This is a genomic window from Clostridioides sp. ES-S-0108-01 (genome assembly GCF_020662285.1).
Classification (GTDB): Bacteria; Bacillota; Clostridia; order Peptostreptococcales; family Peptostreptococcaceae; genus Clostridioides.
In genome coordinates, this window is sequence record NZ_JADGMN010000002.1 from 280,571 (window position 1) to 304,530 (window position 23,960).

Below are 23,960 nucleotides of genomic sequence, written 5' to 3' on the forward strand. Positions count from 1 at the left end.
TTTTGGTAACAATAAGCAAAAAGAAGTTTAAGCAAAAATTTGAAGTAAAAATGTATAGCTTATATGCACAATCTATCAAGGAAGCTACTGATGAACAATTGTTAAATGTATTATGTAGTCTACTGAAAGATGAAATAGCAAAAAAATGGGTTGCTACAAAGTTAGATAAGAAAAAAGAAGTTTATTATTTTAGTTTAGAATTTTTAATAGGAAGGCAATTAAAATCTAACTTACTAAATTTAAATATTGAAGAAGAAGTTAGAGAAGGTTTATCAGAATTAGGAATTAACTTAGATAATTTAATTGAAGCTGAAGTAGACCCAGCCTTAGGAAATGGTGGGCTTGGTAGATTAGCTGCTTGCTTTTTAGATTCTATGGCATCTTTGAATATAAGTGGTCAAGGATATGGAATAAGATATAAATATGGTCTTTTTGAACAAAAATTTGTAAATGGTTATCAGGTAGAAGTGCCTGATAACTGGCTTACAGAAGGACGATATGCGTGGGAAACTGTAAGACCAAATGAAGCAACAATGGTGAAGTTTGGTGGTGAGGTGGAATTAATCAGGGAAGGTAGTCACTTAAAAGTAATCCATAAAGACTATCTTCCTGTAATGGCAATGCCTTATGATATACCAATAATCGGATACCAAAATCAATGTATAAATACTTTAAGATTGTTTAAGAGTGAAATACCAAAGAGAGATTTTGGTGAACTTACTTCAAATGCTCTAAATTATTCTGGTAGCTATGAAGAGGCTTTAAAACATAAGTACTATACTGAGGAAATATCACAGGTACTATATCCTGATGATTCAAATTACGCAGGCAAGTTATTGAGGTTAAAACAAGAATACTTTTTTGTAAGTGCAGGGATACAAGATATCATAAGAAAATACAAAAAGAATAAATTGAATATCAATAATTTATTTGATAAGGTAGCTATCCATATAAATGATACACATCCTACGTTATGTATACCAGAGCTTATGAGAATTTTGCTTGATGAAGAATACCTATCTTGGGATGAAGCATGGCAAATAACTAAAAAAACAGTATCTTATACTAATCATACTATAATGTCAGAAGCTATGGAAAAATGGCCAGTAAGTATGATGAAAGAGCTATTACCAAGAATTTATATGATAATAGAAGAAATAAACAGAAGATATGTAGAGGAGTTAAATAATAAAGGATATGACCAAGATAGAATAAATAGAATGAGTATAATACACTGGGACAACATCAACATGGCAAATTTATGTATTGTAACAAGTCACAGTGTAAACGGGGTTGCTAAACTTCATACTCAGATTCTTGAAACTGAGGTATTGAAAGACTTCTATAAAGATGAGCCAAATAAATTTAATAATAAGACTAATGGAATTGCACATAGACGATGGCTTATAAGTTCAAATCCTCAACTTAGCAATTTAATTACAGATTTGATTGGTGATTCGTGGAAGAAAGACACTTTACAATTAAAGAATATTGAAAAATTTAAAAATGATTCTTCTGTTTTACAGAAACTTGATGATATAAAATACGATAATAAAGCAAATTTAGCAAAGTTTATAAAAGGTAAATACGATTTAAATATCGACCCAAGTTCAATATTTGATGTTCAAGTTAAGAGATTACATGCTTATAAAAGACAATTGTTGAATATATTTAATGTGCTTCATATGTATCATGAGTTGCTTGATAATTCTAATTTAAATATTGACCCGAGAACTTTTATATTTGGTGCAAAAGCTGCACCAGGATATTATTTAGCTAAGTGTATAATTAAATTTATAAATTCTGTTGCAAGTACTATAAACAATGATGTTAGAGTAAGGGACAAGTTAAAAGTAGTATTTTTAGAGAACTATGGGGTATCACTAGCAGAGATAATAATACCAGCAGCAAATGTTAGTGAGCAAATTTCAACTACAACAAAGGAAGCATCTGGAACAAGTAATATGAAGTTTATGATGAATGGTGCCATAACTTTGGCTACACTTGATGGTGCAAATGTGGAGATATGTGAACAAGTGGGTAAAGAAAACATGTTTTTATTTGGGCTTAGTGCAGAACAAGTTTTGAATTATAATAAGTATGGTGGATATTCTTCACTTGACTTGTATCATTCTAATATGAATATAAAAAGGGTCGTAGATGATTTAATAAATGGATTTATTCCTAATCTTGGCGAAGAAGGAAGAAGTATTTATAATTCACTCACTACTTACAATGATGAGTATTTTGTATTGAGAGATTTTGAAAATTATGGTCAAGCTCAAGCAGATATAAACAGGTTATATAGAGATAAAGAAAAATGGAATAAAATGTCTTTAGTTAATATAGCTAACTCTGGATTTTTTTCTTCTGATAGAACAATTTCTGAGTATGCAAAAGACATTTGGTTTAAAAGGGTGTGATTAAATGCAAAGTGTAATAGAATATAACTCTTGGGATAAAAATTTTAAGGCTCCGTTTGGAGCTTTAAAATTTGATGAAGAATTGACCATTTATGTTAAAGTGAATGAGGGATACAATGTCAAGTCTATTTCCCTAGAAATAAATAGAGAAGAAGAAATGAGAACAATAACTTTAAATGAAGAATTAAATAATGATAAACTTGGAAAGTGCTTTTGTGGTAAGATTGAAAAGTTTGATGGTACAGGTGTTTATTTTTATTATTTTAAAGTTGATGTTGAAATGGATGGTCACAAAAAGACTATACTTTATGGAAAGAATAGAGAGAATGGATGCTCTTGTGAATATGATTATAATAATATTAATAAATATCAAATTACTGTTTACAAAGATTTTAAAGTACCAATATGGTACAAAGAAGGAATACTTTATCATATATTTGTAGATAGGTTCAATAATGGGAATCGTAATGGTAAGGTTGATAATCCTAAAAAAAATAGTTTCATATATGGAAATTGGGAAGATATACCTATGTACATAAAGGATAGTCAAGGAGATATTATAAGATGGGATTTCCATGGTGGAAATCTAAGAGGAATAATCAATAAACTTGGATACCTAAAAAAATTAGGTGTAACTATACTATATCTAAGCCCTATATTTGAAGCTTCTAGTAATCATAAGTATGACACAGGTGACTATAAGAAAATTGACCCAATGTTTGGGGATGAAGATACATTTAAAGAACTTATTAATAAGGCAAAAGAAAAAGGTATATCAATAGTATTGGATGGAGTTTTTAGTCATACTGGAGCAGATAGTAAATATTTTAATATGTATGGAAATTATAATAGCTTAGGAGCATATCAATCAAAAGAATCTCGATATTATTCATGGTATATGTTTGAAGAATTTCCTCAAAAGTATAAAAGTTGGTGGGATGTTAAGACATTGCCAAATATAAATGAATTAGAAAATAGTTACATGGATTATATAATATATGATAAAGATAGTGTTATAAATAAATGGATAAACATGGGCGTTAAGGGATGGAGATTAGATGTAGCAGATGAACTACCAACTAAGTTTATAAGAGAGCTAAAAAAAGAACTAAAAAAGGCTGATACTGACTCAATTCTTATAGGTGAAGTATGGGAAGATGCATCAAATAAGATTAGCTATGGGCAAAGAAGAAGCTATCTATTAGGTGAAGAATTAGATTCTGTTATGGGGTATCCTTTTAGAAATAATATGTTTTCTTTCTTAAAAGGAGAAATTAATTCATGTGAACTTTGTAATAGATATATGCAGATTAAAGAAAATTATCCAAAAGAATCATTTAAGTCTAATTTAAATTTAATTGGAACACATGATGTTACAAGAGTTAAAACTGAATTAAATGATGATGTAGACTTAGTGAAGCTTGCTGTAGCTATACAGATGACATTTGAGGGGGTACCATATATATACTATGGAGATGAAGCAGGTCTTTGTGGAGGCGTTGACCCAGATAATAGGAGGACATATCCATGGAAAAATGAAGATGAAGATATGCTTAACTTCTATAAGGATATTATAAAAATTAGAAATAAAAATAAACTTTTAAGCTCTGGAGGTACAGAATTTGTATATACTACAACTGATTCTGTATTTGCATTTATTAGATTTAATGAAGATAATGATAGAATATTAATTTTAGTAAATAGAAGTGATAATATTGAAAATATATCATTAAATATAGAGGGTAGTTTTATTGAGGAAATACCTATAAAGTATAGTCCTAAGAATATAAATAATACTATACAAATTAAAAATAATGAATTGAAAGTAGATTTAGACTCTAAATCATTTGGAGTTTTTAAAGTAAATTAAATATATGAGTTTGGAAAAAATAAATAGAAAACAGAAAATATAGAAAAATTTCGAATTATCAAAATCTTTCTATATTTTTTTGTGTAAATCATCTCTAGAATTTTAGTATTCCAAAATATTACAAATAAGTGTAAAAAATGTCATAATTGTGATATTATATAAATTAGTTAGATAAAACGTAACCTCTTTACCCAAATTATAGGGAGATTTTTATAATCTTAATATGGAGGGATGAAACAGTTAAAATAAATATGTAAAAATCTAAAAGAAGCTACTATTTTTTAGTAGATTTTAATAATAAAGATATAGCTTTATCTAGTAATTTAGATGTAGGTATTTGAATTTCTTTTGAGTACTGTTGTAATTTTTCTCAAAGTTTAGCATTGATGGTATTTAATATTCTCTATAGTAGATATGATAAGATAAGATTTTATGAATTAAAAAGATTGACAAAGACAATATTCAAGAAAATATGAAAATAATAGGAAAGGAGGGTGTTACCAAAAAACTAAGAACATTTCAAAAATTGAATTAAAGATTAAAAAACTTCATAGAAAAGTTAAAAATATTAGGTTAAATCATATGCACCAAGTTACTAATAAGATGGTGAGAATCAAACCGTCAATAGTAGTGATGGAGGGGTTAAGAATATAATGAAAAGTAGACATTTAGCTAAATCAATTCAACAACAAGGATTTTATACATTTATAGAGAAAATAAAATATGAATGAGAGTGGAAAGGAATAAAATTCGTTCAAGTTCCAACATTCTATCCTTCAAGTAAAATGTGTAGCAATTGTGGTAGTATAAAAAGTCTATGGAGTGTTATAGCAAATTATAGTAGCTTAGGCAAAATAAGACACTATGAAGTAGAAAAGAAACAGGAATCTTTAATTTATAGATTTTTGGTAACGGAACATCTTATGAAGGTAGACCCACTTACAACTCAAGTATATGACTATATATCAAAGAAAATCCAAAATGGAGAGTATGAAGCAAATCGAAGAATTACTGAATCTGAGATTTGTAGATCTATCGGAGTTAGTAGAACACCAGCAAGGGAAGCATTAACGAGGTTGGCGGGTGAAAATTTACTAGAAAAGATACCTAATAAGGGATTTGTAGTAAAAGAATTTCAAGAAAGGGAAAAATTAGACACCTACTCTGTAATTGGAGTATTGGATGCATTAGCCGGTTCTTTAGCATTACAAAATTTAACTGAATCAGACTTAACAAAAATGGAAGAATTAACAGAGATGATGACGGTCTCTATAAAGTATAAAAATTACAATAACTATTTAAAATTAAGTAGTGAATTTCACGATATGTACATAACTAAATCAGATAATCAAGTGTTAATAAATCTATTGAACTCTTTAAGATATAATTTTATGTCAAAGTCATATACTAGTGATAATGAAAATGCGTTATATAAAATGCTGGAATACAGTAATAATCAACATATTGAGGTAGTAAAATTTATGAGAGAGAATGATTTAGTAAATGTTGAAAGAATTTTGAAAGAGCATTGGAAAACGATACCTATATCAGATATGGAATAAGAGAAGCTTCTATAAAGTTTCTCTTTATTTTTTATATAATTTTATTATTTTTTGCTAATTATTAAAATAAAAATAAGAATTAATTTAATTTAAAATACGAATAGAAACCCTAAAATACTATGATAGAATAGGTATATTAAAACAAACGTACGTAAATCAAAAAGTTTATAGGATTTCAATATTATAAATATAGAATTTATTTTATCAATTAAAAAAATTTAATAAATTTTAATATAAAATTAAAATACGAAAATAGGAAAATTATTTAGTCTAACTAAACTAAGAATTTTGATATATGGACTAAGAATAATATAAAAGTTTAGTAATAAAATACTTACAAATTAAAAAAAGTAAACTCAAAAGCTTACTAAATCTAAAAAAAAGAAAAATATTGAAAAAATAAAAAAAAAGTTTATAAATACTAATTTTTAAAAAAATTAATATAAACAATAAAAAACAAAAAAGTTTATAAATATTGATATAACTAAGGTATATGTTTTTGAGTGAGTTTAAAAAAATACTTGTAAAAATATTGAAATGTTAATATAATAAATATCATAAGTTTAATAAAAGTAAAAATAAAAAATAGAAATAATAAATAATAAATATTAAAAATGTTTGAATATAGAGAGGGGATGAATTTAAAATCATGGATAGTGAGTTTGCAAATGCAGTTGAATTAAGCTATGAGTGTGCTCCATTATTAGAGTCATTAAAGGAATACTCAGAGAAAGATATAGCTTGTTTTGATGTGTCTGGACATGTAAAAAATAGAGGTGTAGATATATTAAATAAATATCTAGGTGAAAGTATCATGAAAATGGATATAAATTCATCACCAACTATGGACAATGTATCTGCTCCAAATGGAGTTATAAGAAATGCACAGGATTTAGATTTACCTCCTTCTGCAATAAGTTTGGGAGCTGATATGGTGGCTGTAAGTATACATAAAACTGGAGGAGCGTTGACACAATCTTCAGCACTTTTATTGAATAGAAATAATGTAAGGTCTGAAAAGGTTCTCCAATCAATCAATATGCTACAATCAACATCTGCATCTTATTTGCTTATGGCAAGTATAGATGGTGCTAGAGTTAATCTAGTTGAAAATGGGGAAAAGCAATTATCAAAAGCATTAAATCTATCTAGGTATGCAAAATCTAGATTGAACAAAATTGATGGAATAAAAGTCTTATCTACTGAAATATTGAAACAAAAAGGTGTTAAATTTATAGACGAAACAAAATTGTGTATAAATGTAAAAGAATTAAATTTGACTGGATTTGAAGTTTACGATTTATTATATAAAAATTTTTCAATTCAAGTAGAGTTAGGAGATTCGTACAATATTCTGGCGCTTGTGTCTATTGGAACAAATAAATCCAACCATTAAACTTAATCCAAGAGAAGCTTTTTATGCACCAAAAGAAAGCGTAGAAATTAATTCTTGTATAGGTAGAATTTGTGGAGAATCAATAATGGCGTATCCACCAGGTATACCAATTGTTGCTCCAGGAGAATTGATAACAGAAGAAATTATGGAGTATATTATTTTCTTAAAAAATAGCAATGCATATCTGACAGATGTACAAGATAAAAACTTAGATAGAATACTAGTAATAAAATAAATTACTTTATTTTGAAAGGTTAAAAGTTTATTAAATAGAGTTTATTAAAAATATAAAGGAGTTGGGATTGAAATGAAATTTGAAACACTAGGAAGACATATACTAGTAGAATACTATAATTGTGATGAAAACATACTTAAAGACCCACATCTTATAGAAAATTTTATGAATGATTCAGCACTAAGTGCAAAAGCTACAATCGTTGATTCTGTATTCCACCATTTTAATCCTTGGGGGGGTTCAGGAGCTGTTATAATTGCTGAATCTCATTTGACAATACATACCTGGCCTGAATATGGTTATGCAGCAGCAGATTTTTTTACTTGTGGTGATATAGACCCATGGAAGAGTTTTGAATTATTAGAACAACTTTTAAAGTCTGAAAGAAGTGAGTCTACAGAAATTCCAAGAGGTTTAACCACAAAAATTAAAAAATATTCAAAAAAAGATTTGGGTAAGATTACTCATAAACCAGAAGCAGTATAAAATATATAAGAGGAAGTGAGGATTATTATATGGAACTTTGGTATACAGAAGAATGGACAGAAAATGTAAGATTTTCTATAAAAGTAAATAAGCACTTATTTGAGGGAAAGTCTAAATTTCAGAGGATAGATGTATTCGATAGTGATGAATTTGGAAAGTTTCTAACGATAGATGGATTAATGATGGTAACATATAAAGATGAGTTTATATACCATGAGATGATAACTCATGTCCCTATGGCTACAAATTTAAACATAAAGAAAGTGTTAGTTATAGGTGGAGGTGATGGCGGTACAGTAAGAGAATTAAGCCGTTATCCTCAAATAGAAAAGATTGACATGGTTGAAATAGATAAAATGGTCGTAGATGTATCTAAGGAATATATGGATATATGCTCATGTAAATTAGATGATAAAAGAGTAAGTTTATATTTTGAAGATGGTGTTAATTTTGTTAAGTGTGCTTGTGATAAATCATATGATTTGATAATAGTAGACTCAACTGACCCAATAGGACCAGGAGAAGGTCTTTTTTCAACTGATTTTTATAAGGATTGTTATAGAATACTGACTGATGATGGAATTTTGGTAAATCAAAGTGAAAGTCCATATTTTGATTTTAATGCTAAGGAGATGAAAAGAGCCAATAAAAAGTTAAAAGAAATATTTCCAATCTCTAAAGTCTATCAAGCACATATACCAACATACCCATCTGGTCATTGGCTGTTTGGATTTGCTTCAAAAAAACTTAATCCAATAAAAAATCAAGATATGAATGGATGGGAGAAATTAAATTTAAAAACTAAATATTATAATAGTAATATACACTTAGGTTCATTTATGTTGCCTCAATACATAAAGGAGATGCTAAATGAACAATAATTTCTATCATATGAATACCTTTATGAGTATGGACAAAAATTATGAAGAATCTAATCTGATAGTATTTGGTGTTGGATTTGATGGAACTACTTCAAATAGACCTGGAGCTAGATTTGCAAGTAGTTATATGAGAAAAGAATTTTATGGTCTTGAGACATATAGCCCTTTTTTAGACTTGGATTTAGAAGATTATAATATATGTGATTATGGAGATTTAGAAATTAGTGTTGGAAGTACAGAACAAGTATTAAAAGAAATCTATCAAGAAACATATAAGATTGTTAGGGATTTAAAGGTGCCATTTATGATTGGAGGAGAGCATTTAGTTACATTACCAGCTTTTAAAGCAGTATATGAAAAGTATAATGATATATATGTAATTCATTTTGATGCTCATACAGATTTGAGGGAAGAATATAATAATAGTAAAAATTCTCATGCAACAGTAATTAAAAGGATATGGGATATTGTAGGAGATAATAAAATATTTCAATTTGGAATAAGGTCTGGTACAAAAGAAGAATTTAAATTTGCTATAGAGCAAAAACACACATACATGGAAATAGGAGGAATAGATACATTTGAAAATATAGTTAATATGCTAAGTGGAAAGAATATTTATCTGACTATAGACTTAGATGTATTGGATGCGTCTGTATTTCCAGGAACAGGTACACCAGAACCTGGTGGTGTAAATTATAGAGAATTTCAAGAGATTTTTAAGATTATAAAAAACTCAAATATAAATATAGTTGGTTGTGATATAGTAGAGTTAAGCCCTGATTATGATACTACAGGCGTATCAACAATTATAGCCTGTAAAATCTTAAGAGAGTTATGTTTGATAATATCTGATAAAATTAGATAGAGTATTTTATATGGATAATATATATTATAATACAAGAAGTTATTTTAAAAAAGTTGTTTTAAGTTGAACATTTTTTAAAGTAACTTTTTATTTTTGTAATGAACAATAAATATAATGAACAACAAAAAAGAGCCTTCTATAGCTCCTTTTCTAAAATATATATATTTAAATTAAATAATTATATTCTATTTACGTTTTCAGCTTGAGGTCCTCTATTACCTTGAGTTATATCAAAGCTAACCTTTTCGCCTTCTTCTAAAGTTTTGTATCCATCATTTTGTATAGCTGAGAAATGTACGAAAACATCATCTTCTCCCTCTACAGATATGAACCCAAATCCTTTTTCATTGTTAAACCATTTTACTATTCCGTTTTTCATTATAAGAAAACCTCCGCATTATTAAAAAATACAAACTAAAAAAATAAGTCTGTACTATTAATATATCATAAAATTTAAATAAAAGCAAATAAAATTTTTAAAAAAATTAATTAGTTTTAGAATTTAATAAAAATTGTTAAATTATATAGCGAGAAGTAGTATAAAATTTGACGAAAGTATGAATATGAACAATGAATTTAATATCAAAAAATGTAATAAAAATGCTTATAAGTAAAAAGTAAAATTAAAATATATAATAAAAAATATTATATATTCGGTTGTAAATTAAAAATAAAAATAGTGAAATTTCAGAAATATCAATAATATTATACAATAAAATAAAAAAATATTATATATATTCGATAAAATAAAATTTAAACATATAATATTTTATGTATATATTAATAAAAGGAAATATTGTGTTATAATGGTATCGTATAAAATCATTTACGGGGGTGGTATTAAAATGTTTCAATTTGAAACACAAATACACAAATTAAGACATGATGTTTTAACTGCAATAGCTAGGCTTGGAAAAGAAGATAACCTTACAAGAGAAGCAATGGATAATATTCAGTATGAAATAATAAAAGGTGAGAAACCTACATATAGATGTTGTGTTTATAAAGAAAGAGCCATAATATCTGAGAGAGTAAATGTAAGTATGGGGTTACAACCAGGTCAAGATAAGATAGATTTAGATACTATGGATATAGAAGAAGATGAACAAATTATATATATTTTGGGAGCTGCATGTGATAGTTGTCCAATAAATGAATTTACAGTAACCGATATTTGTAGAGGATGTCTAGCACATAGATGTAAAGAAGCCTGTAAATTTGGTGCTATAACACATGTCGGAGGAATGGCTTATATAAATCATGAATTATGTAAGGCTTGTGGAATGTGTAAAAAAGCTTGTCAATACGATGCCATCTCCGAAGTTGTTAGACCATGTAAGAGTGTTTGTCCAACTAATGCATTAGGATTTGATAGAGAGAATATGAAAGCTATGATACATGAAGATAAATGTTTAAACTGTGGTGCATGTATGTCAGCCTGCCCATTCGGAGCAATATCTGATAAGAGTCTGATAGCTCCTGTGGCTAGAAAATTAGTTCAAAAACAGAAAATGTACGCAGTAGTAGCTCCAGCTATAACAGGTCAAGTTGAAGCAAATGTTACATATGGTCAAATAAAAAATGCTATAAAATCACTAGGCTTTATTGATGTATTAGAAGCAGCTTGTGGAGCAGATGCAGTTACAGTTCATGAAAGTTTAGAATTTGCTGAAAGAATGGAAAAGGGAGAAGATTTTATGACAAATTCTTGTTGTCCAGGATTTGTTGGTTACATAGAAAAGACATTCCCAAATCATGTAGGAAAAATATCTTCTACAGTGTCTCCTATGATAGCTAGTGGTAGATTCATAAAAAGTTATGAGCCAGATGCTAAAGTTGTATTTATAGGACCATGTACAGCTAAAAAGAGTGAGGCAGCTAAGAAAGAATTAAAAGGAGCTATTGATTATGTACTTACTTTTGAAGAAATAATGGCATTATTTGAGGCATTTGATGTAGATTTGGCTAAGTGTTCAAATGAAGATATAGATGATGCATCAATTTTTGGAAGAGGTTTTGGAGCTTCTGGAGGTCTTACAAAGGCTATAGAGAACTATCTTGCTGAAAAAGGTATTGGTGTTAATTTTGAACCTGTAAAGATTTCTGGTTCAAGAGAAATCAAGAAAACTATGACTATGGCTAATTTAGGAAAATTAGAAGGTAATTTTATAGAAGGAATGATGTGTGAAGGTGGATGCATAAATGGTTCTGGTAAATTCTTATCGGGTGCAAAGGTTAAAGTCACTTTTGATAGAAAAAATTCTCAATCAACTAAGAAGAGTGTCTTAGCAAATACAAAGATAAAAGATTTTAGTAACATAAATTTAGAAAAATAAAGATAATACAAAGTAACAAAAATACATATTATTAAGAGAGTTGTTTTAAGTTGAAGTTTAACTTTTGGACAACTCTATTTTTATTTATATATTTAATTATTGAGTAATCAAAATTAAAAGTTATATACACTTAAAATAAAAATTACATATATAATATTTTGTATATAACTTAACAAAGTATATGCCTATGTTATAATAATTTGTAGAAATAAATAAAAAATACAATATACATAATAGTATAAATATAGCAAAAAAGATGTGATTTATAGGGAGGATTACTTATGTTTGAGTTTGAAACGCAACTAAAAAGGTTGAAGCATGAAGTTTTAACAGCAGTGGCAAAGTTATCTATTGAAGAAAATTTAACAAAAGAAAATATAGAAAAAATTCCATATGAAATAATTAAAGGAGAAAAGGCGAGATATAGATGCTGTGTTTATAAAGAGAGAGAGGTAGTTCTTGAAAGAGCGCAACTTGCATTAAGTTTAACTCCAAATAGTAAATATGGAGATATAAATCCAGATTCAGTTAGTTTGGACACAGATGAGCAAATTATATATATAGTGGAAGCAGCATGCGATAGATGTCCAATAAATGAATTTACAGTTACAGAGCTTTGTAGAGGGTGTTTAGCTCATAGATGTAAAGAAGCATGTAAGTTTGGGGCAATTTCTTATATAAATGGAAGAGCATATATAAATCATGAATTATGTAAGGCCTGTGGAATGTGCAAAAGTTCATGTCAATATGATGCTATATCAGAAGTTGTAAGACCTTGCAAGAGTGTTTGTCCAACAGGAGCTTTGGATTTTAATAGAAACACTATGAAAGCTATGATACATGAAGATAATTGTATAAATTGTGGAGCATGTATGTCAGCATGCCCTTTTGGAGCAATATCTGACAAGAGTTTGATAGTACCTGTTGCAAAAAAGCTTGCAAAAAAAGAAACTATGTATGCGATAGTAGCTCCAGCTATAACAGGTCAAATCGATAGTAATATTACATATGGACAATTAAAAAATGCTATAAAATCATTGGGGTTTGTAGATATGATAGAAGCTTCTTGTGGAGCAGATGCAGTTACAGTTCATGAAAGTAATGAGTTTATTGAAAGAATAAAATCAGGAGATAATTACATGACAAATTCATGTTGTCCAGGATTTTTTAAGTATATAGAGAAAATGTTCCCAGATGAAAAAGATAGAATATCATCTACAGTATCTCCTATGGTAGCAACAGGAAGATTAGTAAAAAAATTTGATTCTGATGCCAAGGTTGTATTTATAGGGCCATGTACAGCTAAAAAGAGTGAGGCAACAGAGAAGTGTTTAAAAGATTCAGTAGATTATGTACTCACTTTTGAAGAACTAATGGCATTATTTGAAGCATTTAATATAGATTTATCAAAATGTTCAAATGAAGATATAAATGATGGTTCGATTTTTGGAAGGGGATTTGGAGCATCTGGTGGACTTGCTAAATCAATACAGAATTATATTGCCGAGAAGGGGATTAGTTTTGATTTTGAACCTATAAAAGTATCTGGTCCAAGACAAATTAAAAAGGCAATGACAATGGCTAAATTGGGAAGGTTAGAAGGTAATTTTATAGAAGGAATGATGTGTGAAGAAGGTTGTATTAATGGAGCAGGTAAGTTTTTATCAGGTGTAAAGGCTAAAAATACTTTTGATAGAAAAAATGGACAATCAACTAAAAAGAGTGTTTTATCTAATGATAAGATTAAAGAATTTGAAGATATAAATTTAGAAAGATAATCTTAATTTTTAGAAAAGAACGGTATAACTTTTTTTCCATGCCACAAATATGCCTAGAATTTGCCCTTTTTATATGTGTATTTTACAGAGTTAAGATTGTTATACTATAAATGTGTAATAAATAAATTTATAGGAGATTTTGGATGAAGAAAAACTAAAAGAGAAGATGGATATTGTAATCAATAGTGCAGAAATAAACATACAACCAGCTTCAAAAAGCCAGTATGAGAGTTCAAATGATTATTCAATAATCACTAGTATAAATTATGGAACACATAAGTTTTTATTTGCAGGAGATGCAGAGGAAAAAAGAACCAGATGAAGATGCTTTAAAAATATTGAAAAAGTTGAATATAAAAACATTTTTGACTTCTAATGGAGATATATTTATTAAAAGTGATGGTAAGACGTTGAGTGTAAATCAATAATTTTTTTTAAAAATATCTAAAAAAATTTAAAAAAATCATTAGCAAATATTACCTCTTAAACATAGTATATTTTAGGAGTTGAAACTCCACATACAAAATGACTAGGAGGTAACATATTATGTTGGATAGATTTTTTGGTGAAGGCGGATTTGGTGGATGTGCTTGGTGGATAATAATATTATTCTTCTTATTCTTAGCATTCCAAGATTGTTGGGCTGAAATGGACTTATGTGCATGGATACCTTTCTTAATATTATTATTAATACTTTGTGAATGTGGTGACGTTTTTGATGGAGGATGTGGATGCTAAAAAAATCAATTTAAATGATTTAACAAAGCTTATGGTGGGTATAAATAAAATACCAAACCAATCACAATCTAGTGTTTGAAGGTAGTCGGAAATCCCCCGCTACCTTCTTTTTTTATTTTTAAAATTTATTTTTGGATTATTTCATTTACATATAATAATTTTTACTATAAAGTCTGATATAATTAAAAAGAAAATAAATTTTATTTATAGGAGATGTAAAAATGGCTATAGTGGATAAGATTTTCAATGAGATAAAACTTATGGTTGCAAGATTTTTATTGGGGAAAAAATACAGTGAATACGAAGAAAAAGATTTAGTGTATAATACAGAAGAAGAAGTTATACTTATAACATTGAAAAGGTTGGTTTTTCAGGGAAATGTGAACGAAGCAGAAGAAATTTTATTTGACAAGGCTAAGACTGTAAATAGTGAAAATATGCAGTATATAGCAATAGAATTTTATACTATGCTTATGGAAAAAACTGATGAAGAATTAGAAGCTATGAATTTTTCTAAACAAGAAGTTTATCAAGGGATAGAAGATATTAGGAAAGTATTAAATTTAGAATAAAAGATATATGAGAATATTGAAATAAATTAATGCTAAGGTGAGAATATTATACTTATATATAAAAATATAATATTCTTATTTTATTAGTTATATAAGTATATCTTATTTGCTATAAAACTATCTTGAAAAAAATTAATCTTAATTGTATAATATTACTTTGAGTGAAAAAGTATTAACATTTTTTTATAAGATGTTTTACTAAAAAAATATATATAAATATACTGTTATCAATAAGAAATTTAATTTAGTGAGGTGTTAAGATGAAAGTAGGATTTGACCACAAAAAATATTTAGAAGAGCAGTCTAAATATATCTTAGAAAGAGTAAACAATTTTGACAAGCTTTATTTAGAGTTTGGAGGCAAGTTGATAGGAGACCTTCATGCAAAAAGAGTACTACCAGGATTTGATGAAAATGCAAAAATAAAAGTATTACAGCATATGAAAGAAAAAGTTGAAGTTGTAATTTGTGTATATGCAGGAGATATAGAAAGAAATAAAATAAGAGGAGACTTTGGTATCACTTATGATATGGAAGTTTTAAGATTAATAGATGATTTAAGAGGTTATGAACTAGATGTAAATAGTGTAGTAATTACTAGATTTGAAGGACAACCTGCTACAACTGTATTCATAAATAAATTAGAACGTAGAGGAATTAAAGTTTATAAGCATTATCCAACAAAGGGATATCCATCAGATGTTGATACTATAGTTAGTGATGAAGGGTATGGAGCAAATGAATATATAGAAACTACAAAACCAATAGTAGTAGTAACAGCACCAGGACCTAATAGTGGAAAACTTGGTACTTGTCTAAGTCAGTTATATCATGAAAATAAAAGAGGTAATGTAGTTGGATATTCTAAGTTTGAGACATTCCCAGTTTGGAATATACCTGTAAAACATCCTTTAAATATAGCTTATGAGGCAGCTACGGTTGATTTAAAAGATGTAAATATGATAGACTCATTCCATCTTGAAACTTATGGTGAAATGTCAGTAAACTACAATAGAGATTTAGAATTATTCCCAGTGCTTAAGAAAATAATAGAAAAGATAACTGGAAAAGAATCAATTTTCCAATCTCCAACTGATATGGGTGTTAATAGAGTTGGATTTGGAATAATAGATGATGAAGTAATAAGAAAAGCTTCTACAGAAGAAATAATAAGAAGATACTTTAAAACTGCCTGTGAGTATAAAAAGGGACAAGTTGATAAAGGTGCTTATGATAGAATGAAAATGATTATGGAAGAGCTTAACTTAAAGCCAGAAGATAGAAATGTTGTATTACCTGCTAGAAACTACAGTAATAAATTGAAAGAAAGTGCTGACAAGAATGATACTTGCCCTGTAGTTGCATTAGAATTAGAAGATGGTACAATATTAACTGGTAAGGGTTCTGATTTAATGAATGGAACAGCAGCAGTAGTATTAAATGCCATTAAACATTTAGCCAATATATCCGATGATATGCACTTAATATCACCTGTAATATTAGAACCTATCATAAACTTAAAAACAAAGACTTTAGCTAGTAGAAATGTTTCACTTAGTTGCCAAGAGGTGTTAACTGCACTTAGTATTTGTGCTGTAACTAATCCAACTGCACAATTTGCTATGGCAAAGTTAGCATTATTAAAAGGGTGTCAATCTCATTCTACTACTATATTAAATAGAGATGATGAACAAACATTTAGAAAGCTTGGTATAGATGTAACTTGTGACCCAGAGTATCCTTCACAAAATCTTTACTATAGTTAAAATTGTATAAAAAAATATGGGCTGTTTTAAAGTAATAGTTTGAGCAGTCCATTACAATTATAATAAAATCAGTAGACTGTCTTGTATAAGGCAGTCTTTTGTTTTTAAAACATCCCATTTAAATTAAATATATATACTGTTATCCATAAGGAATTTTAAATTTAGTTCCTTGGAATACCTATTGTAAAGCTTTTATATGGTTTTTGCAAGTGTTTTTAAGGATTTTTTATAAATTATATTGAAGTTAATGGATTATAGATGGTTTTATTTATGGAAAATATGAATATATAAAGAAAATAATGAAAAAATACCAAAAAGAAACATAAGTTTGGTATAATTAAAAAGTAATATAAATAAAATTTAATTTATTTATACTTTAAAAGGTGATAAGGATGGAACTTCATAGAAAAATAATTCATATAGATATGGATGCTTTTTATGCATCTATAGAACAAAGAGATAATAAAAAATTAAAAGGAAGACCTGTTATTGTCGGTGGAAATCCACAAAGCAGAGGTGTGGTTGCAACATGCTCTTACGAAGCTAGAAAATTTGGTATTCATTCAGCTATGCCATCAGCTGTAGCTTACAATAGGTGTCCATATGCAGTTTTTGTAAGACCTAGATTTGATGTTTATAAGAGTGTGTCAGAGCAAATAAGAGATATATTTTATAGATACACGGATTTAGTTGAACCATTATCTTTAGATGAAGCTTACTTAGATGTAACAAAAAATAAAAAAAGTATTGATTCATCAATTGAGATAGCAAAGCAAATAAAAAAAGATATATTTAGAGAAGTTGGTCTTACTTCTTCAGCTGGTGTGTCATACAATAAGTTTCTTGCTAAGATTGCATCAGACTTAAGAAAGCCAAATGGGTTAACTGTAATAACCGAAGAAAATGCCCAAGACTTTTTGGATAAATTACCTGTGAATAAATTTTTTGGTGTTGGAAAAGTTACTTCCAATACTCTTAAAAATTTAGGTATAAAAACAGGATACGATTTAAGGTGTTTAAATTTATTTGAACTTGAAAATATATTTAAAAAAAGAGGTTACGAATTATATAAATTTGCTAGAGGAATAGACGATAGACCAGTGGAACCAAATAGAGTTAGAAAATCTGTTGGAGCAGAGACTACATTAAGTCATAATTTAGATATTGATGAAGAAGAAACACGCAACATTCTTGATGAACTTTGTGAAGAGGTATGTAGTAGATTAAAAAGCTCTGAAAAGTTTGGAAAAACATTAACATTAAAAATTAAATATGAGGATTTTACACAGATAACCAGAAGCCTTAGTTTAGAGTACTATATTGACGAATACAATGATATAAGAAGTGGTATAGACAATTTATTGAGAAATGTTGATATGAATGGAAAACAAATTAGGCTATTGGGAGTTACAATATCAAACTTAAGAGATAAAAAAGAAACTTATAAAGATATTACATTATTTGAGTACATGGATAGTATTCAACTCTGAGTTTTGTTTAAATAAATCAACACTAGTTTTAATATTATATAATTGAGGCTAGTGTTATTTTACGAATATTTTTATACTTTTTTGTTTTTTACATTATATATTATATACTATATATAAATACTTTATATTTGTATCAATATTAAGACATGTATTGACCTAAAAGTAGTACTTTATTTACATAAATAAAATAGTATGATATAATTATAAAAACAACTTATCACATTGGCAAAGGTTGCTTGTTCAAAAAAGGGGATGATAAATTATGATAGAGATAAGAAATGTAACCAAAAAGATAGGAAATAATGTTATATTAGACGATATTTCTCTGACTGTAGAAACAGGTACATTGGTAGTTTTGATTGGTTCAAGTGGTTGTGGGAAGACTACTACCTTGAAGCTTATAAACAAATTAATAAAACCTACATCTGGTGAGATATATATTAATGGCAAACCAATTTCTCAGGAAAATGAAATAGAACTTAGAAGAAAAATAGGATATGTTATACAGAACACAGGCCTATTCCCTCATCTTACAATAAAAGAAAATATAGAGCTAATTCCACGCCTAAAAAAGGAAAAATCTGTTGAAGAAATTGAGAAAAGAACATTGCAACTACTTGAGATGGTAGGGCTTAACAGTGATGAATTTTTAAATAAGTATCCTTCAGAACTTAGTGGTGGACAACAACAAAGAATCGGTGTTGCAAGAGCCATTGCTACTGATGCTGAAATAATATTGATGGATGAGCCTTTTAGTGCTTTAGACCCAATAACAAGAACATCTTTACAAGAACAATTATTTTCTCTTCAAGATGAATTGAAAAAAACTATAATATTTGTAACTCATGATATGGATGAGGCTTTAAAGATAGCTGACAAAATTTGTATTATGAAGGATGGAAGAATAGCACAATATGATACTCCAGAAAACATACTTAGAAAGCCTGCAAATGACTTTGTAAGAGATTTTATTGGAGAAGATAGAGTTTGGGATAATCCAGAATATATAAAAGCAAAAGATATTATGATAAAAAATCCTATTGCTGTTACCTCAACTAGAACAGTAACTCAAGGGATAGAAATTATGAGAACAAGTAAGGTTGATAGCTTACTAGTCATAGATAGAGCTAAAACATTAAAAGGTATTGTTACTGTAAAAGATATGAAAGATATTAATGATAAGTCAATATTACTTGCTGATATTATGTCAAGTGAGCCTTTGCATGTAAATGAAGGAGATAATTTAGTTGAAATACTAAATGTAATGAATCGTAATTCGGTTGGATATATTCCAGTTATTTCTGATGAAAATAAACTCGTAGGTCTTATTACTAGAAGTAGTTTACTTTCTGTTTTAAGTGAACAATTCCTAGAAATGGAGGTGAGTGTCCTTGGATAATTTTTTTAACTTTATACTGTTACAAAAAGATAAGATTATAGAACTTTTAATACAACATATGAGTCTAACTGTTACATCTATTTTAATAGCTATAATAGTTGGTGTTCCTCTTGGAATAATTATTTCAAGAATCTCATCTCTTAGGAAATTTGTACTTGGATTTGTAAACTTAGTCCAAGCAGTTCCATCTATGGCACTTTTGGGTCTTCTTGTACCTATACTTGGTATAGGAAGTAAACCAGCCATATTTATGGTAGTAGTCTATTCATTACTGCCAATTGTAAAAAATACGTATATAGGTATAACCAGTATTGACCCAGTAGTATTAGAATCAGCTAAAGGTATCGGTCTTACAAGAAATCAGACATTATTTAAAATACAATTTCCTTTAGCACTTCCCATAATAATGGGTGGGGTTAGAATATCTGCAGTTACAGCTGTTGGATTGATGACTCTTGCAGCATTTATAGGTGCTGGAGGTTTAGGATATTTAGTATTTTCAGGGGTTCAAACTGTAAATAATAATATGATTTTAGCAGGAGCAGTTCCATCATGTATAATTGCATTAATAGTTGATTATTTATTTAGTAAGATTGAAGTTGCAGTTACTCCAAAAGGGTTAAATCCAAAAGCACCAAAGAAAAATTATATAGCACTTAAAGTAATATCTGTTGTAGTTGTTGTTTCAATGTTGTTTGTTGCTTTTAGTTCTAGTTTTTCAAGTAAAAAAGATACAATAACTATTGGTTCTAAAGATTATACAGAACAGCTTATACTTGGTAATATTTATGCTGAATTAGTAGAAAAAAATACGAATCTTAAAGTTAATAAGAATTTAAATCTAGGCGGTTCATCTATTGCATTTAGTGCAATTAAATCTGGTGAACTAGACATGTATGTGGACTATACAGGTACACTTTTGGTAAATGTAATGAAACATTCTCCAATTAAAGATGCTGATGAAGCATATAATGTTGTAAAAGATACTATGGAAAAAGAAAATCAGTTAACTCTACTTGACCCTCTTGGATTTAATAATACTTATACATTAGCCATGATGCCTGAAACTGCTGAAAAGTATGGAGTAAATACTATTTCTGATTTGACTAAGTATAGTAAAGACTTTATCTTCTCGCCAACTTTAGAGTTTGAAAATAGAGAGGATGGTCTTATAGGACTTTCTAGGGGTTATGGCTTAAAATTCAAAGATGTAAAAGCAATGAATGGAAGTTTAAGATATACAGCTTTAGATAATAATGAATCTCAGGTTGTAGATGCATTTTTAACTGATGGTCTTATTAAAAAGTTTAATCTTAAGATATTAGAAGACGATAAAAACTTCTTTGTACCATATTATGCAGTACCATTAGTAAGAGAAGATACTTTAAAGAAATATCCTGAATTAGAAAAAGTTATGAATATGCTTTCAGGAAAAATAAACGAAGAAACTATGAGAGAACTTAACTATCAAGTTGATGAACTTGGTAAATCACCAGAAGATGTTGCTCATTCATTCTTAGTTAAAGAAGGTTTAGTATAAAAAATTAATAGTTTATATCAAAAACTTAATGGAGTGTCTCAAAATGAACTTTTTAGTTCGTGAGGCACTCTTTTGTATGAAATAAAATATATTTTATCATTTTTCAACAATTAAAAAGAAGCTTATCTCTATTTTGGGACAGTCCATTATTTTTATGTATACCAAAACCATACCTACGATTTTTATTTATAATTAAGTTTCAAATAGAATGAACAAGTACAACCAATTTTGAATATAAATATAGTAAATGTGCTTATATACAATTTTTTGTCTAGTTTATTGATATTGATACATAGTATTTTTTTGATTAAATCGAAGGGAGGGCTAAATTGTTATGGATAACTATAAGAAAGTGAAGCAAGTATTATGGATAATTTTATTTGCTAATTTTATAGTAGCATTATTAAAAATCATTATTGGTAATCAAATAAAAAGCTATAGTATGACAGCAGATGGATTTCATTCTTTGTCAGATGGAGCATCAAATGTAGTGGGGCTCATAGGAATTTTCTTTGCATCTAAGCCAAAAGATAAAAATCATCCTTATGGACACAAAAAATTTGAAATTATAACCAGTCTATTTATAAGTGGTATGTTGTTTGTTATAGCAATTAAGATAATTCTTAGTGCAGTATTAAGAATAACTAATCCAATTGTACCTTCTATAACTATAGAAAGTTTAATTGCTCTAGTTATTACGCTTTTTATAAATATTTTTGTATGTATGTATGAATATAGAGTTGGAACTAAACTGAATAGTTATGTTTTGATTTCAGATTCATTGCATACAAGAAGTGATATATTTGTATCTCTAGGAGTATTGGTTACTTTGGTTGGTGTTAAGTTAGGATTTCCAGTAATAATAGAATCTATAGTTCCTATTATTATTTCTGCATTTATAATTTATTCAGCTTATGGAATATTTAGGCCATCTATTGGAATTTTGGTAGATAGAGTAGCTGTAGATGAGGACTATATAAAAGAAATTGTATTTGAATTTAATGAGGTAAGGGATGTTCACAATATAAGAAGTAGAGGTAGCAAAAGTTCTATTTATATTGATATGCATGTAATGGTAGACCCATTTATAAGTGTAGAACAATCTCATGATTTAACACACAAAATTGAGAAACAAATACAAGAAGAAATTAATGAAAATGCTCAAGTAATAGTCCATATTGAACCTTTTTATAGCTTTTAATTTAACTGTAAAATGCCAATTGTAGCTCCTTATTTTATTTCTAAAAAGGATAAGTTTTATAACTAAAGAAAAATATACTATGGTAAATGGTAATGATAGGTTTGATACACTTTACAAGGCACTAGATTTTGTTAATAGATATAGTGAATACTTTATATAAAATAATTATAAAAATATAGAAAATATGTTTAATATGATTTTGATTAAGGTATCAAAATTTAAGAATTGATGATTAGAAGGTAGCGACTTGAAAAGTATAGAAGTAGCATAAACATAAGGAGTATCTAAAATATTAACAAATAGAATAAAACTATAGTAGAAGTTGTAACAATAAAATGAATTAAAATTATCCAATAAAAATATAATTGATGATATAATAAAAAATAGAAGTGTATTTGCAGTACACTTCTATAGTTATAACTAAGCATTCTCATGGGTGGGAGTGCTTTTAGAGAAATAAATCTAAAAACAATAGAAAGTAAAAAAGAAATATAGGGTCTTTAAAATAAAGTGTGTATTCTTCTAAAAAATGGTGATAATTAAAATATTAAATATCACTATATAAAAGGAAGGTGCACACTTTTTATGTTTAACAAAAACGAAATATTAAAAAAACTTATTGAAGAATACGATGTTAAAACAACTACAGACATACAAGACATGTTAAAAGATTTATTTGCAAGTACAATTCATCAAATGTTAGAAGCAGAGCTTGATGACCATCTAGGTTATGATAGGTATGATAATAAGAATAAAAATACTAAAAACTCTAGAAATGGATATAGAAATAAAAATGTTAAATCAGATTTTGGAGAAATAACTTTAAATATTCCAAGAGACCGAAATGGAGATTTTGAACCAAAGGTAATTAGAAACTATGAAAATGATATATCAGGAATAGAGAACCAGGTGATTGGAATGTACTCAAAAGGTATGTCCACTCGAGATATATCAAGTCATCTTAAAAGTATTTACGGAATAGATATATCTCATTCACTAATAGCTAAAATTACTGATAGAGTTATACCTTTAGCTCATGAAAATAGACCACTTGATATGATTTATCCAATTGTATTTATGGATGCTATACATTACAAAGTTAGAAGTGAAGGTAGAATAATAAACAAAGCAGCATATATAGCTATAGGCATTAACTTAGAAGGTATAAAGGAGGTTTTAGGAATATGGATTGGAGAAAATGAAAGTTCAAAGTATTGGCTAAAGGTACTGACAGATGTTAGAAACAGAGGAGTTAAGGATATATTAATAGCTTCTGTAGATGGACTAGTTGTATTTTCTGATGCAATTAAAGCAGTATTTCCCGATACTGAAATACAAAGATGTGTTGTGCATCAAATTAGAAATACTTTAAATTATGTATCATATAAAAATAGAAAAGAATTTGCAAAAGATTTAAAG

The 23,960-nt window shown here is 28.0% G+C and carries 19 protein-coding genes and 2 pseudogenes; 19 read left to right on the forward strand and 2 right to left on the reverse strand.

The genetic code is table 11. The features are described 5' to 3' along the window. Positions 1-2 precede the first annotated feature (2 nt). Positions 3-2,423, forward strand: a complete 2,421-nt coding sequence (locus tag IR152_RS03685) for a glycogen/starch/alpha-glucan phosphorylase (protein ID WP_227450456.1) — start codon at positions 3-5, stop codon at positions 2,421-2,423. A gap of 4 nt (positions 2,424-2,427) precedes the next feature. Next, entirely contained in the window at positions 2,428-4,293 is a 1,866-nt protein-coding gene (locus IR152_RS03690; RefSeq protein WP_227450457.1) for a glycoside hydrolase family 13 protein, read from the forward strand. A 274-nt stretch (positions 4,294-4,567) separates the two neighbouring features. On the opposite strand, the pseudogene IR152_RS03695 reads toward IR152_RS03690, so the two are convergent. Next, positions 4,568-4,651 (reverse strand): annotated as a pseudogene (locus IR152_RS03695) (ribbon-helix-helix domain-containing protein); the annotation flags it as partial. 565 nt (positions 4,652-5,216) lie between these two features. Between IR152_RS03695 and IR152_RS03700 the strand changes: the two are divergent. The 6 genes from IR152_RS03700 (at position 5,217) to speB (ending at position 9,721) form a co-directional block, all read left to right on the forward strand. Then, complete coding sequence (locus tag IR152_RS03700) at positions 5,217-5,855, forward strand: GntR family transcriptional regulator (RefSeq protein ID WP_311315424.1); 639 nt, start codon at positions 5,217-5,219, stop codon at positions 5,853-5,855. 649 nt (positions 5,856-6,504) lie between these two features. Then, positions 6,505-7,251: a hypothetical protein gene (locus IR152_RS03705; protein WP_227450459.1), complete on the forward strand. Its 747-nt coding sequence runs from the start codon at positions 6,505-6,507 to the stop codon at positions 7,249-7,251. After that, positions 7,226-7,486 (forward strand): hypothetical protein, encoded by a 261-nt coding sequence (locus tag IR152_RS03710; protein ID WP_227450460.1) that lies wholly within the window; start codon positions 7,226-7,228, stop codon positions 7,484-7,486. Before IR152_RS03705 ends, IR152_RS03710 begins: the two co-directional genes overlap by 26 nt. 72 nt (positions 7,487-7,558) lie before the next feature. Continuing rightward, positions 7,559-7,972 carry an adenosylmethionine decarboxylase gene (speD, locus tag IR152_RS03715; protein ID WP_227450461.1) on the forward strand — a complete coding sequence of 138 codons (414 nt, stop codon included), beginning with the start codon at positions 7,559-7,561 and terminating at the stop codon, positions 7,970-7,972. A 29-nt stretch (positions 7,973-8,001) separates the two neighbouring features. Continuing rightward, positions 8,002-8,853 (forward strand): polyamine aminopropyltransferase, encoded by an 852-nt coding sequence (gene speE, locus IR152_RS03720; RefSeq protein ID WP_227450462.1) that lies wholly within the window; start codon positions 8,002-8,004, stop codon positions 8,851-8,853. Continuing rightward, positions 8,843-9,721: an agmatinase gene (speB, locus tag IR152_RS03725; RefSeq protein ID WP_227450463.1), complete on the forward strand. Its 879-nt coding sequence runs from the start codon at positions 8,843-8,845 to the stop codon at positions 9,719-9,721. The genes speE and speB overlap by 11 nt, the downstream gene beginning before the upstream one ends. 178 nt (positions 9,722-9,899) lie before the next feature. Here speB and IR152_RS03730 read toward each other — a convergent pair whose 3' ends face one another. Further along, positions 9,900-10,100, reverse strand: coding sequence for a cold-shock protein (locus IR152_RS03730; RefSeq protein WP_003418660.1), 201 nt, complete (start codon positions 10,098-10,100; stop codon positions 9,900-9,902). Positions 10,101-10,566: 466 nt separating this feature from the next. On the opposite strand from IR152_RS03730, the gene IR152_RS03735 reads away from it, so the two are divergent. The 11 genes and pseudogenes from IR152_RS03735 to IR152_RS03785 form a co-directional block, all read left to right on the forward strand. Next, on the forward strand, positions 10,567-12,057 hold the full coding sequence (locus tag IR152_RS03735) for a 4Fe-4S dicluster domain-containing protein (RefSeq protein ID WP_227450464.1): 1,491 nt from the start codon (positions 10,567-10,569) through the stop codon (positions 12,055-12,057). 281 nt (positions 12,058-12,338) lie between these two features. After that, positions 12,339-13,835 (forward strand): 4Fe-4S dicluster domain-containing protein, encoded by a 1,497-nt coding sequence (locus IR152_RS03740; RefSeq protein ID WP_227450465.1) that lies wholly within the window; start codon positions 12,339-12,341, stop codon positions 13,833-13,835. A 154-nt stretch (positions 13,836-13,989) separates the two neighbouring features. Next, positions 13,990-14,263, forward strand: a pseudogene (locus IR152_RS03745) (MBL fold metallo-hydrolase); the annotation flags it as partial. A gap of 118 nt (positions 14,264-14,381) precedes the next feature. Next, positions 14,382-14,573, forward strand: coding sequence for a hypothetical protein (locus tag IR152_RS03750; protein ID WP_003418667.1), 192 nt, complete (start codon positions 14,382-14,384; stop codon positions 14,571-14,573). Between the two features lie 221 nt (positions 14,574-14,794). Next, complete coding sequence (locus tag IR152_RS03755; RefSeq protein WP_227436740.1) at positions 14,795-15,145, forward strand: DUF6483 family protein; 351 nt, start codon at positions 14,795-14,797, stop codon at positions 15,143-15,145. Between the two features lie 260 nt (positions 15,146-15,405). Beyond that, a complete protein-coding gene (locus tag IR152_RS03760; RefSeq protein WP_227450466.1) occupies positions 15,406-16,911 on the forward strand; it encodes a DUF1846 domain-containing protein in 1,506 nt (501 codons plus the stop codon). A gap of 392 nt (positions 16,912-17,303) precedes the next feature. Next, a complete protein-coding gene (gene dinB / locus IR152_RS03765) occupies positions 17,304-18,401 on the forward strand; it encodes a DNA polymerase IV (protein WP_227450467.1) in 1,098 nt (365 codons plus the stop codon). 262 nt (positions 18,402-18,663) lie between these two features. Next, entirely contained in the window at positions 18,664-19,800 is a 1,137-nt protein-coding gene (locus IR152_RS03770; RefSeq protein WP_227450468.1) for an ABC transporter ATP-binding protein, read from the forward strand. Further along, positions 19,793-21,340, forward strand: coding sequence for a glycine betaine ABC transporter substrate-binding protein (locus tag IR152_RS03775; protein WP_227450469.1), 1,548 nt, complete (start codon positions 19,793-19,795; stop codon positions 21,338-21,340). The genes IR152_RS03770 and IR152_RS03775 overlap by 8 nt, the downstream gene beginning before the upstream one ends. Positions 21,341-21,674: 334 nt before the next feature. Further along, positions 21,675-22,541, forward strand: a complete 867-nt coding sequence (locus tag IR152_RS03780) for a cation diffusion facilitator family transporter (protein ID WP_227450470.1) — start codon at positions 21,675-21,677, stop codon at positions 22,539-22,541. Between the two features lie 585 nt (positions 22,542-23,126). Further along, a partial coding sequence (locus IR152_RS03785) for an IS256 family transposase (RefSeq protein ID WP_227450471.1) occupies positions 23,127-23,960 on the forward strand: 834 nt, incomplete at its 3' end.

Excerpts from the sequence above, each read along its gene's own strand:
- IR152_RS03690 (WP_227450457.1), top strand. The coding sequence starts at position 2,428 with ATGCAAAGTGTAATAGAATATAACTCTTGGGATAAAAATTTTAAGGCT.
- IR152_RS03700 (WP_311315424.1), top strand. The coding sequence starts at position 5,217 with ATGAAGGTAGACCCACTTACAACTCAAGTATATGACTATATATCAAAG.
- IR152_RS03705 (WP_227450459.1), top strand. The coding sequence starts at position 6,505 with ATGGATAGTGAGTTTGCAAATGCAGTTGAATTAAGCTATGAGTGTGCT.
- speD (WP_227450461.1), top strand. The coding sequence starts at position 7,559 with ATGAAATTTGAAACACTAGGAAGACATATACTAGTAGAATACTATAAT.
- speE (WP_227450462.1), top strand. The coding sequence starts at position 8,002 with ATGGAACTTTGGTATACAGAAGAATGGACAGAAAATGTAAGATTTTCT.
- speB (WP_227450463.1), top strand. The coding sequence starts at position 8,843 with ATGAACAATAATTTCTATCATATGAATACCTTTATGAGTATGGACAAA.
- IR152_RS03730 (WP_003418660.1), bottom strand. The coding sequence starts at position 10,100 with ATGAAAAACGGAATAGTAAAATGGTTTAACAATGAAAAAGGATTTGGG.
- IR152_RS03735 (WP_227450464.1), top strand. The coding sequence starts at position 10,567 with ATGTTTCAATTTGAAACACAAATACACAAATTAAGACATGATGTTTTA.
- IR152_RS03740 (WP_227450465.1), top strand. The coding sequence starts at position 12,339 with ATGTTTGAGTTTGAAACGCAACTAAAAAGGTTGAAGCATGAAGTTTTA.
- IR152_RS03750 (WP_003418667.1), top strand. The coding sequence starts at position 14,382 with ATGTTGGATAGATTTTTTGGTGAAGGCGGATTTGGTGGATGTGCTTGG.
- IR152_RS03755 (WP_227436740.1), top strand. The coding sequence starts at position 14,795 with ATGGCTATAGTGGATAAGATTTTCAATGAGATAAAACTTATGGTTGCA.
- IR152_RS03760 (WP_227450466.1), top strand. The coding sequence starts at position 15,406 with ATGAAAGTAGGATTTGACCACAAAAAATATTTAGAAGAGCAGTCTAAA.
- dinB (WP_227450467.1), top strand. The coding sequence starts at position 17,304 with ATGGAACTTCATAGAAAAATAATTCATATAGATATGGATGCTTTTTAT.
- IR152_RS03770 (WP_227450468.1), top strand. The coding sequence starts at position 18,664 with ATGATAGAGATAAGAAATGTAACCAAAAAGATAGGAAATAATGTTATA.
- IR152_RS03780 (WP_227450470.1), top strand. The coding sequence starts at position 21,675 with ATGGATAACTATAAGAAAGTGAAGCAAGTATTATGGATAATTTTATTT.